A 15,309-nucleotide genomic window follows, 5' to 3' on the forward strand; every position below is an offset into this window, starting at 1 on the left:
CGGGGCAGGATAGTTGAAGAATCGAGTGCAAAATGTGAATAGATAGTAGATAAATTAATACATGGAGGATACATATGTCATTTGGACAATGCCAGAGCATTAAGTCATTGATGTCAGGATATGATAGACCTTGGTTTATTGCTGGAGGATGGGCAATTGATCTTTTTATAGGGAAAGAAACAAGAGAACATAAAGATGTAGAGTTCGCCATTTTTCGAAAAGACCAAATATATTTGAAGAATTATCTCAAAGAATGGGAGTTTAAGAAAGTCGTTAATGGTAAGTTCCATGCTTGGGAAAGTGAGTTTTTAGAGTTACCAATTCACGAAATACACGCTTTAAATATGTTAAGTGGCGACAAAATAGAAATTCTTCTAAATGAAACAAAAGAAAATAATTGGATATTTAGAAGAGATTTAAGGATATCATATCCACTCAATTCTATTTGGAGTATTAATGAAACAGGTATTCCATACCTAAAACCAGAAATTGTACTATTGTATAAGGCGAAAAACACAAGAGAAATAGATCATCAAGACTTTTTAAAAATAAAGGATTATCTCGATAAAAAGAAGAAAAAATGGCTTAAAAATGCTCTGGAAATCCACGAACCAGAACATAAGTGGCTTAGATTTTTAAGGTGAATTTTCATTAACTAACAGACTTAAATTACACGTCCATCTTACCAAAAAATGAGGAACATTACTTATTTAATTGCCATATGTACATATTATCCTTGATTCCGATTCTCTTCATATTTAATTTTTTTAAGACTTTAATTGATGAAGTATTATCAATTAAACATTCAGCAACTATTTTTTTAACAGTACCGGTTGAGAATGCCCATTTAATAATTTCATTTACTGCTTCTGTAGCAAATCCCTTGTTTTGAGCTGCCGGTATAATCCCATAACCTACTTCAACAATATTTTCTGAGTCAGGTTTGCCTTTAAACCCAATATCACCAATGATTGTATTATCTTCTTTATTAATAACAAGCCATACACCCCATCCTAATAGGGAAGGGTCTTCTTTTAGTTTTTTCAAGTAATTGTTTATATGGCTTCCAATTTTAAATCCTGTGGTCGCATATACAGAAAATACTTCATCAGTGCAAGGGACAATTACTAGTCTTTGAGTTTGAAGTTCCATTTTTTCTCCTTGTTTACTTAATTTTAAATCATCTTCATTTCTCATTTATGTCTTCTTATAATTACTTTACTGTCCTATATATCCTCTGTAAACAATAATCGTAATAATTTATTCCACATTACTCAATGTTTTTATTGTGAAATCCTTCGCTTAAACATTCAATGCTTAAATTGAATAAGAACATCACATAAAATAACAAAAAAACTTGGGATGTCCCAAGTTTTTTTGTGTTAATTGTATTGTTAATTCCTTGCTATTTTCATTTCAAACCGTATGTTATTTGAACTGTGATTTTAAGTTTTCTTCACATTATCGGAAATCTTACTAAAACAGGGTGTTCATACTTAGATAATCTTTGTATCATTCTTTGGGGCTTCAAGTTTCATTTTTTCGAGCTCGACTCGCATTTTCTCAGTTTCAAGCAAGTAATTTTCATGCTTCAGCTTCTCTAACTCTAATTCATCTTGGATCATCTTATGTTTATATTTTGATTGTGTCTGAAAGTGACTCGTGATAATCGCAACAAGCGGAATTGAAAAAACCATTACAACCGCAACAATACCCGTCATTCTTTGACCTCCTTACAAAAAATCCGTTTCTTTATATATATTTCATTATACCAAATATACGGAAGAATAAGCCGTATGGTTTCAAAATGTGTAACCTTTTTTTAGAATGTTTCGTCAGTTTATTAAAAGCTCACATTTGGAGGACATATGATGAAAAAATGGATGTTTGTACTTTTAATTGCGATTTCTATTACTCTAACAGGTTGTGGAGAAAGTGATGCAAGTAGTAAGCTGTCTGGAAGAAAACCGCCGGAGACGGTGATTCAAATTGGAAATGAAACCTATCCAACGAAACTAGGTACGTACTGCTGGAGCACTTCAAATACAAGTGAATGTGTTGACACAGCTGGGCCTGAAGGATTATTGGAGGGAAAGGAACCGATTGTTGTGCCCCCAGGTGAAGAAATTACATTTATTATGGATTATGAGCCATTGCCAAATGAAGTGCACCTAGCTATTTACAATGGTGACAAGGAACAAGAAGTAAAAGTAGTAAATCATCGTTTTACGGCACCTGCGGAAAAAGGGATATATTACTATTCATATGGCGTTTGGTGGATGGATGAAAACGAAGAGAATGTATCAAACGGTGATGCGTTTTACGCCTTTGCACTCGAGGTAAAATAGGAGGACGTTATGAAAATAAGAAAAGCGGTATTAGCTGATGCATCAGGCATTGCCAAGGTGCATGTCGACAGTTGGAGATCGACCTATACAGGAATTGTTCCTGATGAGTACCTTCAGAATTTATCTTATGAATCTAGGGAAATGATGTGGAAAAAAGGAATCCCCAACGGCCATATATTTATAGCAGAAAATGAAGAAGGTGAAGTTGTAGGATTTGCCTGTGGTGGGCAAGAGCGGAGCGGGGAATACGGAAACTTTCATGGCGAGCTCTACGCCATTTATATTTTAAAAGAATATCAAGGGCGTGGCTTGGGTAAAAAGTTAGTAGCTCCTGTTGTAAGACAACTTTTAGGCAAACACATAACTAACATGCTAGTATTAGTTTTGGAAGAAAACAAATCCTGTCTATTTTACGAAGCACTTGGAGCCCGCAAACTAGATTCGGTCGAAGTCGAAATCGGCGGGAAGACACTGAAGGAAGCCGTTTACGGATGGGATGATTTAAAATCAAGCTTCGGCACGATAATGAACTAGGAGGTACAACATGCTAGCAATACTTGAAAAAAATGATTCCAATTACATAGCTACATTTGAACGTCACTTTTCACACTCCGTTGATGAGGTGTGGGCGATGCTAACAGAAAATGATAAACTACAATCATGGTTTTCAGAATTAAAGGTTGATTGTCTTCATAAGGGTGGCCGTCTCCTATTTGATATGGGGGATGGAACCTTCGAAGAAATGACCATCACTGACTTTAGTGACCACGCTGTTTTGGAATATACATGGGCCGACGACAAAGTCCGCTTTGAGTTGACCCCTGGGCCAAATGGTTGCAAACTTCTATTAATTGAAACGATCACAAAGTTGACTGACCATACCCCAAGAGACTTAGCTGGTTGGCATGTTTGTTTAGATATCATAGGTGTTTTACTTGATGGAAAACAAGTGGATGACCGTAAGAAGCTCTGGGAACCCTTATATGAACAATACGTCCAAGCCATAGCTAGCTTAACTAAATAACACTTCATAAAGAAGCCGATCCATAAGGATATGGCTTCTTTTTTATACGCCATCGAGCTCTCTTATTGGAAGATAATTCATAAAATTAAAAGGGAATTCAAAATATGGCTCGAATAAAGTAAATATCGAAGTCTGTTAAAAAAGGAGGCCAAGAAAATGTCACAAAAACTCATACGGGTCGGAACCACTTACCTTCCTGTTTCTAACGTGGAGCGTTCAGCTAGTTGGTACACTGAAAAACTTGGGGCTACGTTAAATTATATGGATGAGGACAAAGCCATCATCAATTTGGCGAATCAAAGCTTTTTCCTTGTTGCAGCATCGGAAGGACAAAACGCAAACTTCATAGATTCAAAAGGTAATGAACGCTTTTCACTAACTTTTGAGGTTGATGGTTTACAAGCATTAGAGAAATTACATAAAGAATTCAAAGATCTTCATATCACTGTAGGAGAAATCGAGGACCGTGGCCATGCAGGTAAGAACTTTGTATTTAGAGATCCAGACGATAACCAATTCGACGTTTGGAGCGAACTCAGTCCTACATTTAAAAAAGGAGGATAAATAAATGCAAGCATTACTAGTGATTGATGTCCAAAATGGCATAGTAAATTTTAAAGATTTTAGCGAGGAACTTCACAAAATTCAACAAATCATTCAAGATTTTAAAACGAGAAAACTACCAGTAATCATGGTACGTCATTTTGATGAGGTTGAGGAAAGTCCATTATATCGGGAATCTGAGGGCTCTGAACTGCATGAATCTGTCAGAGATTATGCGGATTATATCATTGAAAAAGAGACACCGAGTGCCTTTTTTAAAACAAAGCTAGCAAGTATTTTAGAGGAACTCGGAGTAGAGCACATATTTATTACTGGCTTTGAAACAGAGTTCTGTTGCATGTTTACCGCCATTTCCGGATATGATCGTGGCTATAAAGTAACCTTTATTGAAGATGCAACCGGAACCACAAACACTGAAGATACGTATGAGATGAAAGGACTTGATATTAATGACTTTGTAGGAACAGTCCTTAATTGGTCTAATGCTGTTGAGGTTCTATATTATAATGAGTATAAGGAGACCTATAAAAAATGAAGCAAGCACTTCAACTTAGAGAAGAGGGTCGTTTTAAGGAATCAAATGCACGGCTATTGAGTTTGGTAAAAGAGTCGCCAAATGATCCTCAGCTAAACTATCAGGTTGCCTGGAGTTTTGATGTGTTAGGTTTGGAATCGAATGCTGTCCCTTTTTATGAAAAATCGATCAGATTAGGTCTAGAAGGTGAAGACTTGGAAGGGGCACTTTTAGGTTTGGGTAGCACTTATCGGACCCTCGGAAAATATGAAAAATCAGCAGAGACTTTAGTAAAAGGTCTCGAGCTATTCCCTGAAAATCATGCGATAAGGTCTTTTTACGCAATGACACTATACAATCTTAATAGACACCAGGAAGCTATGGGAATTTTGCTAAAAAGTCTAGCCACGACCTCGGGGGATAAGTATATTCAACAATACAATCGTGCAATCAACTTTTACGCAGATAAGCTTGATGAAATATGGAAATAAAAAACCCTCCACAATCGGAGGGTTAGACTTCAATGATAAACGGAACAATCATCGGCTTTCGTTTTGTTTGGGCAAATAGGTACTGACCCACCGCTTTTTTAATTTCTCTTTTCATTGCATTCCACTGGTACTTATTTTCACTTTGCAGGTCTAGAATCGACTTTTTCACAAGTCGGTTCGTCTCCCTTAGAAGCTCTTCAGAGTCTCGATTGAACACAAAACCGCGCGTAATTGTATCTGGACCAGATATGATTTTCTGATCTCGTTTACTGAGTGTAACAACAATGACAACCATGCCATCCTCAGATAACTGCTTGCGGTCGCGTAAAATAATATCGCCTACATCACCGACACCAATTCCATCCACATATGTGTCTCCAGAAGGGACTTTCCGAGTTTGACGGGCCTCCGAATTTTGAACATCAACCACATCGCCATTTTGAATAATGAAGGTATTCTCCGGATCCACTCCAACGGATGCTGCTAGCAATTTGTGCTGATGTAACATCCGATATTCGCCGTGAATCGGGATAAAATATCTTGGTTTCATTAAGGTCAGCATGAGTTTTAATTCCTCCTGATACCCATGACCAGACACGTGCATTCCAGTTGCGCTTCCACCGTATAAAACGACCGCCCCAAGTTGGAACAAATTATCAATAATGCGTGATACATTTTTTTCATTACCTGGAATCGGACCGGCCGCTAGAATTACCGTATCCTCAGGAAGGATTTGAACATCTCGGTAACTTGCATTCGAAAGACGGGCAAGTGCAGCCAACGGTTCCCCCTGACTTCCTGTACATAAAATACAAACCTTCTCCGGTGCAAGATTGTTCACCTCTTTGGCATCAATCAGCATCCCATCTGGTAGGTTAAGGTACCCGCGCTCGACTGCAACATCTACCACATTCACCATACTTCGCCCAAGTAGAGCAAGTTTTCGGTTTGTTTTCATCGCGGCATCAACAACTTGTTGCACTCGACTAATGTTGGAAGCAAACGTTGACACAAATACCTTACGCCTTGCTTTGAAAAATGCTTCCTCTATACTGTTTCCAACTTTTAACTCAGTCGGTGTTGAACCAGGGCGCTCCGCATTCGTACTTTCTGATAATAGTACAAGCACACCTTCTCTCCCGATTTCAGCCATCCGATGAATGTCCGAATGTTGATCATTTACAGGTGTCAAATCAAATTTGAAGTCCCCAGTATGTACAACCCTACCCTCGGGAGTGTCAAACACAATTCCGAGGCAATCCGGAATACTATGATTTACTTTGAAAAAGGAAACTGAAATTTCTCCAAACGTAAGCTTTGAATCTGCATCAATAGTTATTAGCTCCGAATCTGCAATAAGTCGGTGCTCTGTCAGCTTTAACTCAATTAAACCTAGTGTAAATCGAGTCGCATAAATTGGTACATTGAGTTTTTTTAGAAAGTATGGAATCCCGCCAATATGATCCTCATGCCCATGCGTAATAAGTAATCCGCGAATTTTTTCCCGATTTTCTTCTAAGTAAGTAAGGTCTGGAATGATTAAGTCAATGCCAAGCAAGCTCTCATCCGGAAACTTCCCCCCACAATCAATCACCAAAATGTCATCATCATACTGTAGCACATACATATTTTTCCCAATCTCATTGATTCCGCCAAGTGCAAAAATCGATAATTCGTTGCTCAATACTTACGCCTCCTACATCTTAAATCGTGTTCTTAGTTTGACCAGAGTTTACTGGATTTATTTATAAGGTGTTCCAAAATATGTTAATATTAGTTTTGTGAGGGGGTACTGAACGTGAAACGATTACCATTTGAACGACGAAACGTACATTATAATGAGAAACTTTTTGAAATAGATGAGCAAATATGTGCCCTTTTAGAGAAGAGAAAAAATATCTCAAATGACAATCCAGGATTACCAAAGGAAGAAGTGATTTCTGGGTGGGCAAAAAAATATGGATTCTACGAAGAATATTTGAATGCTGTTTTTGAATCATTTCGAACTGAAAAATATTTCAAACCAAGGGTAGAGCCCGAAGGATTTAAGAAACACCTGCCGGTTTTAAAAGCTGTCGAAGTAAAAAATTTACTTTATACTATCAATTTTATACGACAATACTCGAACGCAAGTGTCATCAATTTAAATATCGATTGGGATGCATCAGAAGAAATCGAAGAAACGTGGGTACACACTTTTTGGGAATTAGAAATGGGAGACAAGTACGATTGCAGAACAGAAGGTGGTAGTGGATCAGGAGGCCATGTTTCTTTTAAATTTGTTGTGTCACCTCCACTACCAGACGATCCAAAGGGAATAGTCCTACAATTCAAGGGAGATCAAACACCATATCGTGAAGCTCCAACTCGGGTAGAGTTTGAAATTGAATTATGAACTATTTTATGAAACTTAATGTAATGGGCACACTTTATGCCCTTGCTTTATTTGTTGCGATCGAACTAATTTTAAATGTTTATCGGATTAGTAGACTCACAGGCTGGGATCTTGGAAGTGTAATAAATGTAATCACTATTCTTGTTTTTGCGGGATTTGTTGGGGCAACCTTTTTGTTCATTTTGATGACAAAAAGGTGGATGAAGGCAAGAAAATCTAGTTACTGGTCTGTGGTACTTTGGGCACCATATCTTGTATTCTGTGTTTATATATTTGCTTCACTTTTCCCAATTATAGACCCCGGAGAAGTACCCAGCCCAGGTGTCGGCCTAGTGCTCATTGCTGCTCTGTTTGTGTACCCATTTTATGTGGCTTTGGTGAATTTTGTCGGTGTGAATCTACGGAGAGGATAAGGTGTATCAATGATTTATCAGTTTATTATATTTTGTTTGGTAGTTATAATACTCGGATCGGCTGGTGAAGCCATTATAAGGCGAAAGTTCAATATAGAGAAAAGAGGAAAATTGGCTCGCTCAGTCAATAAACTACAAACTAGACTTGAAATAGCTCTATTTGTCCTTTTTATAATCGGCATTTGGTTCGTAATGGACAATATCTTTCTATACTTAATTGGTTACTTAACTATCCTTAATTTATTCCGTGCATTCATGTACTATAAATATGAACCCGAAAAGAAGCCCATATCCTTTTTGTGTATGAATTAGTACTGTTAATGGCAGTTTGGGCTGTGGCATATTGGTGGATTTTTGAGTGATTTCAGTTATTAGCCATAAAATAAAAATAACGGCCATAAATTTTTTTTATTGGCCGTATTTTTGTGCTAACGGCTATAAAAGTTTAATAAAAGCCATAAATTGTCCCACGCTGAAAAGATTAATTAATTTTAGGCTGTTTTCGCAAACTTTGTTGTTTTTATATCGTTGACTTCCGCTTCAGGTGGACGCTTTCCGCGGGCGTGGCTTGAGCCTCCTCAACGAAATGTGGAGGCGGCTTGCACAGAAACGAGAAAATTGGCCACTCCGACAAAGAGGCGTAATTTGCCTCTGAAGGAGGAGTTGAAATTTCTCGAGTTTCTAGCCGCTACAACTGGACAAGTCGCTGCCGCTCCTGCGGGGTCTCAAGTCTCACGCTTTTCCCGCTGGACATTGAATTTGCTTCTTTGAAATAACCCACGCACGAAGAAAATGTGAATACATTTTCGAGGAGTCGCCACCTTACGCTCCAACCAACTTGGTTTGCAATTTATTAACATAAAGCAACAATCTTTTAGAAAAGAGCCTAATTTTAAAAGGATTTAAAGGGATTTTGTCGAAAAAAACATTATCAAACAATAAAGGAGTTAGAGTTAATGAGGAAAAAGGAGTTAGAAATCCCTTTACGCATTAGAAAACTTGAAGCCGAACTAAAAAGATTGCCGGAATCGCACCCAAAATACCAAGAAATTAACGATGAATTTGGTCGTAGGATGTCCGGATACCGTGGAGAACAATCCTTAAAGTACTATTTGTCCTTTTTAAAAGAAAAAAATTACTTCATCTTTCACAATCTACGTCTTCCTGACGTCTCCGGTGAGCACTTTTTTGAAATAGACTTACTTCTAACCAGCCCCAAATACCAACTAATCATTGATGCTAAACATTATCGCGGAGAATTATATTTTGACGGTAAGTTTGACCAACTAATCCAAACCTACAAAGATACGAAGAAATCGTACCACTGCCCGGTTGCCCAAATCAACAGGCACCAACTACAGCTAAAACGACTCCTCGAAACCTTTAAATTACCCAGCCCCCCAATTGAAACCTTAGTTGCCTTCACAAATCCCAATGCTATTATTGATGCCAGCAAAGACTTTAAACACTTTCATAAAGTCATAAAAAGCCCAAGTTTTCTTTCGAAAATAGATTTGTTTGAGAAGAGGAATAAGCAAGAAATATTGGATAAAAAACAACTTCAAAAATTGTCAAAACTACTTTTAAAGAAACATACCCCACATGATCACGACATACTCGCACAATTCGGGATAAAAGAGCATGAACTCATTAAGGGCGTGCGATGTCCTAAATGCAACAAGATTCCAATGGAACGAACGCCCAGGTCGTGGCGCTGTACAAAGTGCAATTATACCTCTAAGACAGCTTATCTGAACTCTTTGGTTGATTATTCGCTTTTAATCGGGAACACAATCACAAATCAACAACTACGTGATTTCTTAAAATTGCCTACTCGTTCAGGTGCAAAAACAATATTCAAGTCATTAAATTTAGAGTATAGGGGTGATCTGAAGGCTAGAGTATATATCATCCCTGACGATTTTGAAAATATCCTTAAAGAATTTGAGTGAAAATAGGGTTCGTTTAGTATTTATGGCTAATAATATTTTTTTATGGCTGATAAACAAAATTTATGGTCAATAATCAAAAAATATGGCCGGTAATTAAACTTTATGGCCAATAGTTCCAAAAAGCAGGATTCCCCACCCCACGTCTCGAATGAATGAAAAATGTCAATCCTACATACTATCAAGGAGGTCTAAACCATGTATGAATTAAAAACAAAAGAGAATGACGCAAGTGTCATCGAATTTATTGAAAGTGTTGAGAGTCCGAAGAAGAAAGAGGATGCTTACAAATTATTAGATATTTTCACAGAAACGTCTGGATACCCGGCAAAAATGTGGGGGCCGAGCATTATTGGTTTTGGATCTTACCATTACAAATATGCCTCCGGTCATGAAGGAGATGCGCCACTTGTTGGATTCTCACCACGCAAAGCAAAAATTAGTCTGTATTTTGCACCTGGCGATACAAAGCGTGAGGAGCTTCTCGAAAAGTTCGGCAAGTACACAACTGGAAAAGCGTGTGTCTACATTAATAAAATTGCAGATGTCGATGTTGATGTACTTAAAGAGTTAATTGCCCAATCCATACAATTTTTAAAAGAAAGGTATCCTGAAAAATAAGGTAAACTTATATCAATACATAAAATTAATCAAATTTAGTTATCCCTCGAAATGAAGTACGATAGAAGTAACACATATTAAAGAGGCGATAAAAATGACTTATACCATTAAGGCAATTGACCACATTCAACTTGCTGCGCCAAAAGGCAGTGAAAACCAGGCACGCCATTTTTACGTAGCCATTTTAGGCTGCAAAGAAGTCGAAAAGCCAGAGACTCTTCGAAAAAACGGCGGTGCTTGGTTTACGTTTGGAACTGTGCAAATTCACATCGGTATCGAGGATCCGTTTGCTCCCGCCAAGAAGGCACATCCAGCATTCGAAATCGAAAACTTAGAAGCCTTAAAACAACATCTTCTTAACAACAAAGTGGAGATAATTGATGACAACAACTTGCCGGGTGCAAATCGATTTTATGCGCATGATCCGTTTGGCAACCGCCTAGAATTCTTAGAATGGAAGTAGAGTTGAACCAATGAAAAACCAGTTACTCAATCCAGTTCCCGAAAAAATTAGACCTTGAACTACAAGACATCCTCGAACGAATCAGCAGTTCGAAGCCACTGCAAATATATGAATGAACGACAAACTGATTGCCCACACTATGGCTAATGTAGAATTTTCCATAGTGGAGGTGGTCAGTTTGCCTAAGGATACGAAAAATGAAAGCCTAGAACTTTCTTCAAATGATGCACTTCGCGGGAAGCCCTATCTCGATATCGATCGCACTATTATCGAGGGAGTTTCAGCGTATGTGAATAAAGAAACGAAAACAAAAGATGTATAGGGGCTTAAAGCCTCTTTTTGTTTTTTTAACCTAAGAGGAAAAAGTGAGTAGAGTCCAAAAGAAAAAAAGGATGTCCCCTGAAATGACCCGTAATTGTTAGAATCTAACGTTTACAGGGCAATTTAGCCCGGACATCCTTTTTAATTTAGCGTCCCAGATAGGAATCGAACCTACGACCTACAGCTTAGGAGGCTGTCGCTCTATCCTACTGAGCTACTGGGACATCATATAAAAAATAAATATACTACAGAAATTAATTATAAAATTAATTACTGAAAAAGGTCAAGACATTGAAACGACAAATAAAAAATCCACTCTCCTATTGGAAAATGGATTAGCATGAAATTGGAAAAGCCACAATTGCCGTAATACGCTAAGAAAGTTTAAAACCACCACTCCTCAAAGTGGGTGTTTGCAGAAACGTTCCTGTATGTCCTTCAAGTCGCCATGGACGAAGGCCTGCCATTCCAGCTTCAATGTTAAACTCCCTATTACAGTTCAAAGGTTAAACTTTATTATGATTACGTACAATGTAGCTTGTATATGTATACTACATGATTGAAACCATGAAATCAAATGTAAAAAAAATCCAAATTGTTGAATTTTGTCGTTGTCTTTTCAGTCGAAATCAATTGTTGTTAGAAATAGTAGTGGAATCAACAACATCTTTAGTAATTAGAAAGAATTTTTGTCGAAAAAAATTTGAGAGCCTATGATTTTTGAATACATTCGCTCAGCTTGAAAATACTATATAAAAAAAGTGATGAGGAGTTATGCAATGAAACCAACTAATGAGCAACTTACTACGGCAGAAATGGGTAAGCTGTGGGCGGTCTACATGGGGAACTCAATGGCCATTTGCGTGTTAACCTATTATCAAAAACATTGCCAGGACCCTGATATTATGGAGATTCTTAAAAAAGCAAAAGGCCTCAGCGAAAAAATAATAACTGGAATTACAGAGGTATTCAAAAAAGATAATTTTCCAATACCGATTGGATTTGACGTTAAAAAGGATGTTAACCTAGACGCCCCTAGATTGTTTGCAGATGAATTTTACCTTCATTATTTAAAGTATACTGCAAAGGCAGGGCTTAGCCTTTACTCTACTGCGATTCCTATGATGATACGGAAAGACGTTAGAGAACTTATTCTTACTATCGACCACAATACAATTCAATTTTTAGTTGCTCTAAATGAAATTCTAGAGAATAAAGGTTATTTAACAAAACCACCAATCATCCCAATCCCTAAGGAAGTAAGTTTTGTGGAAAAACAGAGCTATCTAGCTGGATTCCTTGGTGATGCAAGACCGCTACATGCTTTAGAAATTGCACACCTTCAAGATAATCTTGAAAATAATGTGGCGAGTAAAGGGCTATTGATTGGATTTAGCCAAGTAGCCACTCATAAAAAAGTAAGAGAGTTTATGCAACGCGGAGTGGAAATTACACATGATCATATTAAAGATGCTAGGGAAAAATTAAATGAAAATAATCTACCAGGGCATCCATTACTTGATGACTTAGTGGAACCATCATCCATCCCTCCTTTTTCAGACAAGTTGATGGTTTTCCATAAGATTGATATGTTCTCAATGAAGATTCGGTCTTATGCGAACGCTATGTCAACGAACGGTAGACGAGACCTTGGGATGATGTATGGTAAGTTCATTATCGATGTAGGAAAATTCGCAGAAGATGGCGCAAATATCATGATTGACGAACACTGGTTTGAAAAACCCCCACATGCTGTTGACAGGAAAGCACTTCTAGATGACCGATAAAATGAAAAAGTCAGGCAACCATAGCCTGACTTTTTTATTTAAGGTAATGTAATTAAGCTCGAAAATTCCCCTTTTTTCTTTCGCAACCAGTTTGCTAATATTCAAATCCTTTCCTCGTTAGTTAGAGAAACTAGATATCCAAAACGTTTCAATATATTAAAAGGATTTTGGTTTGTTTGCATCGAAATACATATAAATCTTATCATTTTTAAAAAGGGCGGAAGCGAAAAATGTTGGAAACAGATGGCAACATTTTTAAGATTAGACAAGCGGTTGGAGCAATCGTTTATAAAGAAGATCACTATTTGCTCGTACATAAAACAAAAATAAATACTCGAACAGGTACAAAAAAAATAGATGGCGAGTGGGATTTTGTTAAAGGCGGAATCGAAGATAGTGATGAATCTCCAAGACATGCAATCCTCCGCGAACTGCAAGAAGAAACAGGCTCAATCGATTTTTCGATCATAAAGCAGTTTGATGAAAAAATTCACTTTGAGTTCCCTGAAAAAATGAAAAAGAAAATCGGATATGAGCGCCAGGAAACCACGATGTTTTTAGTGGAATTCACAGGTTCTAATTGCGAATTTGCTCCATTAGATAAAGAAATTGCAGAGCTTCAATTTATACCGGAAAAAGAGGTCGGCGACAAACTTACTCACGAAGATACAAGAAGCTTTTTTATGAAAAATCTGTCTCAACAAAGCACAAAAAGACAGGATGGAAAAATGTGTGACAAGTAGAATGAAGGTAAGGAGTGAGGGAAATGAGTTGGCTAGAATCATTACAGAACGCAATTGATTATATGGAGGACCATCTGCTAACGGAAGTTTCAATTGAAGAGATAGCGAGTCGTGCAAATGCATCACCGTTTCATTTTCAACGGACATTTTCGATTCTAACAGACATTACAGTGGGTGAATACCTCCGCCGACGCAGGTTAACATTAGCAGCTGAAGAACTATCGAGAACAGACACAAAGATTATTGATCTAGCCTACAAATATGGCTACGACACTCCCGAGGCTTTCACAAAAGCCTTTCGGAAACAACACGGTGTAACGCCAAGCGATGTCCGGAAGGGGATTGGAAAGCTGCAATCATATAGCCGCCTGGTCATCCAGGTGAGTCTGAAAGGAGTAGATCCAGTGAAGTATCGAATTGTTGAGAAGGAAGGATTTAAAGCAGTTGGGGTAAAACGAACGTTTTCATGTGTGAATGATGAGCATCTCAGTATGATCCCGAAATTATGGGATGAAGTGAATTCCGATGGTACCTGCGATTCATTGATTCCGCTAATGACTGGCGAAACGAACGGAATATTAGGCATTTGTGTTAGTGAGCCAAATGTTAGAGCAATCGATTATTGGGTTGCTGTGGAAAACAAGGATGGAGCATCTGGAAAGTATGACATTTTAGACATACCAGCTTCAAAATGGGCCGTATTCGAGGTTCATGGCGCGATGCCACACGCGATGCAGGACGCATGGAAAAAAATCTACTCAGAATGGTTTCCATCAAGCGGGTATGCGTATGCAGGGACTGCTGAGCTTGAGCTATACTCAGACGGAAACGCAGCAGACCCCGATTACTACTCAGAAATTTGGATACCAGTAAAGTAAAGAGAGAGCCCCAAGGAGATTCCTTGGGGCTTTAATGTGTGGTGATTTTCGCTAATGGCAGTAAGTTGGCGATTAGCGGCAGTATTTTTGGAATAGTGGCAGTATTTCCGAATTAGCGGCAGTAACCAAAAGGTTATAGGCCAGTATAAGTGAGTGATTCCTGAAAAAAACAAGTCATTGCGACCACTTATGGCTGATAATCCAAAAATATGGCTAATAAATAAAATTTATGGCCAATAAAATGATTTTATGGCCAATAATTAAAACTTATGGCTGTTAACCAAAATTTTTCGAAACCCGATCCTTAGTCCACAACCAAATACAATTAGACGGAAATTTCCGAAAAACATATAATGGAAATATCTAAAATACATATTACGAGTAAACGTTTAAATAAGGAGGGACGAAATGAACTTAACACATATTCGTCTGTTAGTAGATAACTATAAAGAATGTTTCTTATTTTACCGAGACACATTAGGTTTTGAAGTTTCATGGGGGGATAAAGAATCCAATTATGCTGATTTTACAGGAATTGGTGGAGCGAAGTTGGGTCTTTTTGAAAGAAAACAAATGGTGGCTGCGATAGGTACTGAATATGTACCACTTGTAGAAAATCAGGACAATTCGGCATTGATTTTTAAAGTGGACAGTGTCGAGGATACATACGAAAAAATGAAGGATAAACTTGAGTTCATCACGAAGCCACACGAACAAGTTGATTGGATGCTGAAGGTTGCACATTTTCGAGACCCAGCAGGCAATTTAATTGAAATCTATGAGAATCTTTAAACCTGC

21 protein-coding genes, 1 tRNA gene and 1 other RNA gene are annotated in these 15,309 nt (G+C 37.8%); 18 read left to right on the top strand and 5 right to left on the bottom strand.

The window, feature by feature from the left end:
• The first annotated feature begins 74 nt into the window (after positions 1 to 74).
• Positions 75 to 644 carry a nucleotidyltransferase domain-containing protein gene (locus AC6CHV_RS04295; RefSeq protein WP_498078194.1) on the top strand — a complete coding sequence of 190 codons (570 nt, stop codon included), beginning with the start codon at positions 75 to 77 and terminating at the stop codon, positions 642 to 644.
• 58 nt (positions 645 to 702) lie between these two features.
• On the opposite strand, the gene AC6CHV_RS04300 is transcribed toward AC6CHV_RS04295, so the two are convergent.
• Both AC6CHV_RS04300 and AC6CHV_RS04305 read right to left on the bottom strand, forming a co-directional pair.
• Entirely contained in the window at positions 703 to 1,152 is a 450-nt protein-coding gene (locus tag AC6CHV_RS04300) for a GNAT family N-acetyltransferase (RefSeq protein ID WP_498078312.1), read from the bottom strand.
• A 344-nt stretch (positions 1,153 to 1,496) separates the two neighbouring features.
• Entirely contained in the window at positions 1,497 to 1,721 is a 225-nt protein-coding gene (locus AC6CHV_RS04305) for a hypothetical protein (RefSeq protein ID WP_121446430.1), read from the bottom strand.
• 150 nt (positions 1,722 to 1,871) lie between these two features.
• On the opposite strand from AC6CHV_RS04305, the gene AC6CHV_RS04310 reads away from it, so the two are divergent.
• From AC6CHV_RS04310 to AC6CHV_RS04335, 6 genes are all read left to right on the top strand, one after another.
• A complete protein-coding gene (locus AC6CHV_RS04310; RefSeq protein WP_121446429.1) occupies positions 1,872 to 2,348 on the top strand; it encodes a hypothetical protein in 477 nt (158 codons plus the stop codon).
• Between the two features lie 9 nt (positions 2,349 to 2,357).
• Entirely contained in the window at positions 2,358 to 2,882 is a 525-nt protein-coding gene (locus AC6CHV_RS04315; protein WP_440273880.1) for a GNAT family N-acetyltransferase, read from the top strand.
• Between the two features lie 10 nt (positions 2,883 to 2,892).
• Positions 2,893 to 3,372, top strand: coding sequence for an SRPBCC family protein (locus tag AC6CHV_RS04320; RefSeq protein ID WP_121446427.1), 480 nt, complete (start codon positions 2,893 to 2,895; stop codon positions 3,370 to 3,372).
• A gap of 156 nt (positions 3,373 to 3,528) precedes the next feature.
• Positions 3,529 to 3,936: a VOC family protein gene (locus tag AC6CHV_RS04325; protein ID WP_440273881.1), complete on the top strand. Its 408-nt coding sequence runs from the start codon at positions 3,529 to 3,531 to the stop codon at positions 3,934 to 3,936.
• Between the two features lie 4 nt (positions 3,937 to 3,940).
• The gene (locus tag AC6CHV_RS04330; RefSeq protein ID WP_440273882.1) at positions 3,941 to 4,471 is read left to right on the top strand and encodes an isochorismatase family protein; all 531 of its coding nucleotides are present in this window, start codon (positions 3,941 to 3,943) and stop codon (positions 4,469 to 4,471) included.
• Positions 4,468 to 4,941, top strand: a complete 474-nt coding sequence (locus tag AC6CHV_RS04335) for a tetratricopeptide repeat protein (RefSeq protein ID WP_121446424.1) — start codon at positions 4,468 to 4,470, stop codon at positions 4,939 to 4,941. The genes AC6CHV_RS04330 and AC6CHV_RS04335 overlap by 4 nt, the downstream gene beginning before the upstream one ends.
• A 22-nt stretch (positions 4,942 to 4,963) precedes the next feature.
• On the opposite strand, the gene AC6CHV_RS04340 is transcribed toward AC6CHV_RS04335, so the two are convergent.
• A complete protein-coding gene (locus AC6CHV_RS04340) occupies positions 4,964 to 6,625 on the bottom strand; it encodes a ribonuclease J (RefSeq protein WP_440273883.1) in 1,662 nt (553 codons plus the stop codon).
• Positions 6,626 to 6,739: 114 nt separating this feature from the next.
• On the opposite strand from AC6CHV_RS04340, the gene AC6CHV_RS04345 reads away from it, so the two are divergent.
• From AC6CHV_RS04345 to AC6CHV_RS04375, 7 genes are all read left to right on the top strand, one after another.
• Positions 6,740 to 7,336, top strand: coding sequence for a hypothetical protein (locus AC6CHV_RS04345; RefSeq protein ID WP_498078195.1), 597 nt, complete (start codon positions 6,740 to 6,742; stop codon positions 7,334 to 7,336).
• 8 nt (positions 7,337 to 7,344) lie between these two features.
• A complete protein-coding gene (locus AC6CHV_RS04350) occupies positions 7,345 to 7,749 on the top strand; it encodes a hypothetical protein (RefSeq protein WP_498078196.1) in 405 nt (134 codons plus the stop codon).
• Positions 7,750 to 7,758: 9 nt separating this feature from the next.
• Entirely contained in the window at positions 7,759 to 8,061 is a 303-nt protein-coding gene (locus AC6CHV_RS04355) for a DUF4181 domain-containing protein (RefSeq protein WP_498078197.1), read from the top strand.
• 644 nt (positions 8,062 to 8,705) lie between these two features.
• The gene (locus AC6CHV_RS04360; RefSeq protein WP_498078198.1) at positions 8,706 to 9,701 is read left to right on the top strand and encodes an NERD domain-containing protein; all 996 of its coding nucleotides are present in this window, start codon (positions 8,706 to 8,708) and stop codon (positions 9,699 to 9,701) included.
• Positions 9,702 to 9,896: 195 nt separating this feature from the next.
• Positions 9,897 to 10,319 (top strand): DUF1801 domain-containing protein, encoded by a 423-nt coding sequence (locus AC6CHV_RS04365; RefSeq protein WP_498078199.1) that lies wholly within the window; start codon positions 9,897 to 9,899, stop codon positions 10,317 to 10,319.
• Positions 10,320 to 10,413: 94 nt separating this feature from the next.
• Positions 10,414 to 10,782 carry a VOC family protein gene (locus AC6CHV_RS04370; RefSeq protein ID WP_498078200.1) on the top strand — a complete coding sequence of 123 codons (369 nt, stop codon included), beginning with the start codon at positions 10,414 to 10,416 and terminating at the stop codon, positions 10,780 to 10,782.
• 178 nt (positions 10,783 to 10,960) lie between these two features.
• Entirely contained in the window at positions 10,961 to 11,104 is a 144-nt protein-coding gene (locus AC6CHV_RS04375; protein ID WP_341330275.1) for a hypothetical protein, read from the top strand.
• A 149-nt stretch (positions 11,105 to 11,253) separates the two neighbouring features.
• On the opposite strand, the gene AC6CHV_RS04380 is transcribed toward AC6CHV_RS04375, so the two are convergent.
• Positions 11,254 to 11,327 (bottom strand) — tRNA-Arg (locus AC6CHV_RS04380).
• Between the two features lie 124 nt (positions 11,328 to 11,451).
• Positions 11,452 to 11,646: non-coding RNA, 6S RNA (ssrS, locus tag AC6CHV_RS04385), on the bottom strand.
• A 236-nt stretch (positions 11,647 to 11,882) separates the two neighbouring features.
• On the opposite strand from ssrS, the gene AC6CHV_RS04390 reads away from it, so the two are divergent.
• From AC6CHV_RS04390 to AC6CHV_RS04405, 4 genes are all read left to right on the top strand, one after another.
• Positions 11,883 to 12,890 (top strand): DUF3231 family protein, encoded by a 1,008-nt coding sequence (locus tag AC6CHV_RS04390; protein ID WP_121446401.1) that lies wholly within the window; start codon positions 11,883 to 11,885, stop codon positions 12,888 to 12,890.
• Between the two features lie 230 nt (positions 12,891 to 13,120).
• Complete coding sequence (locus AC6CHV_RS04395; protein WP_121446400.1) at positions 13,121 to 13,633, top strand: NUDIX hydrolase; 513 nt, start codon at positions 13,121 to 13,123, stop codon at positions 13,631 to 13,633.
• Between the two features lie 23 nt (positions 13,634 to 13,656).
• Complete coding sequence (locus AC6CHV_RS04400; RefSeq protein WP_121446399.1) at positions 13,657 to 14,511, top strand: AraC family transcriptional regulator; 855 nt, start codon at positions 13,657 to 13,659, stop codon at positions 14,509 to 14,511.
• Positions 14,512 to 14,919: 408 nt separating this feature from the next.
• Positions 14,920 to 15,303 (top strand): VOC family protein, encoded by a 384-nt coding sequence (locus AC6CHV_RS04405; RefSeq protein WP_121446398.1) that lies wholly within the window; start codon positions 14,920 to 14,922, stop codon positions 15,301 to 15,303.
• Positions 15,304 to 15,309 lie beyond the last annotated feature (6 nt).

It is taken from the genome of Ferdinandcohnia sp. GQ5, from assembly GCF_059759275.1.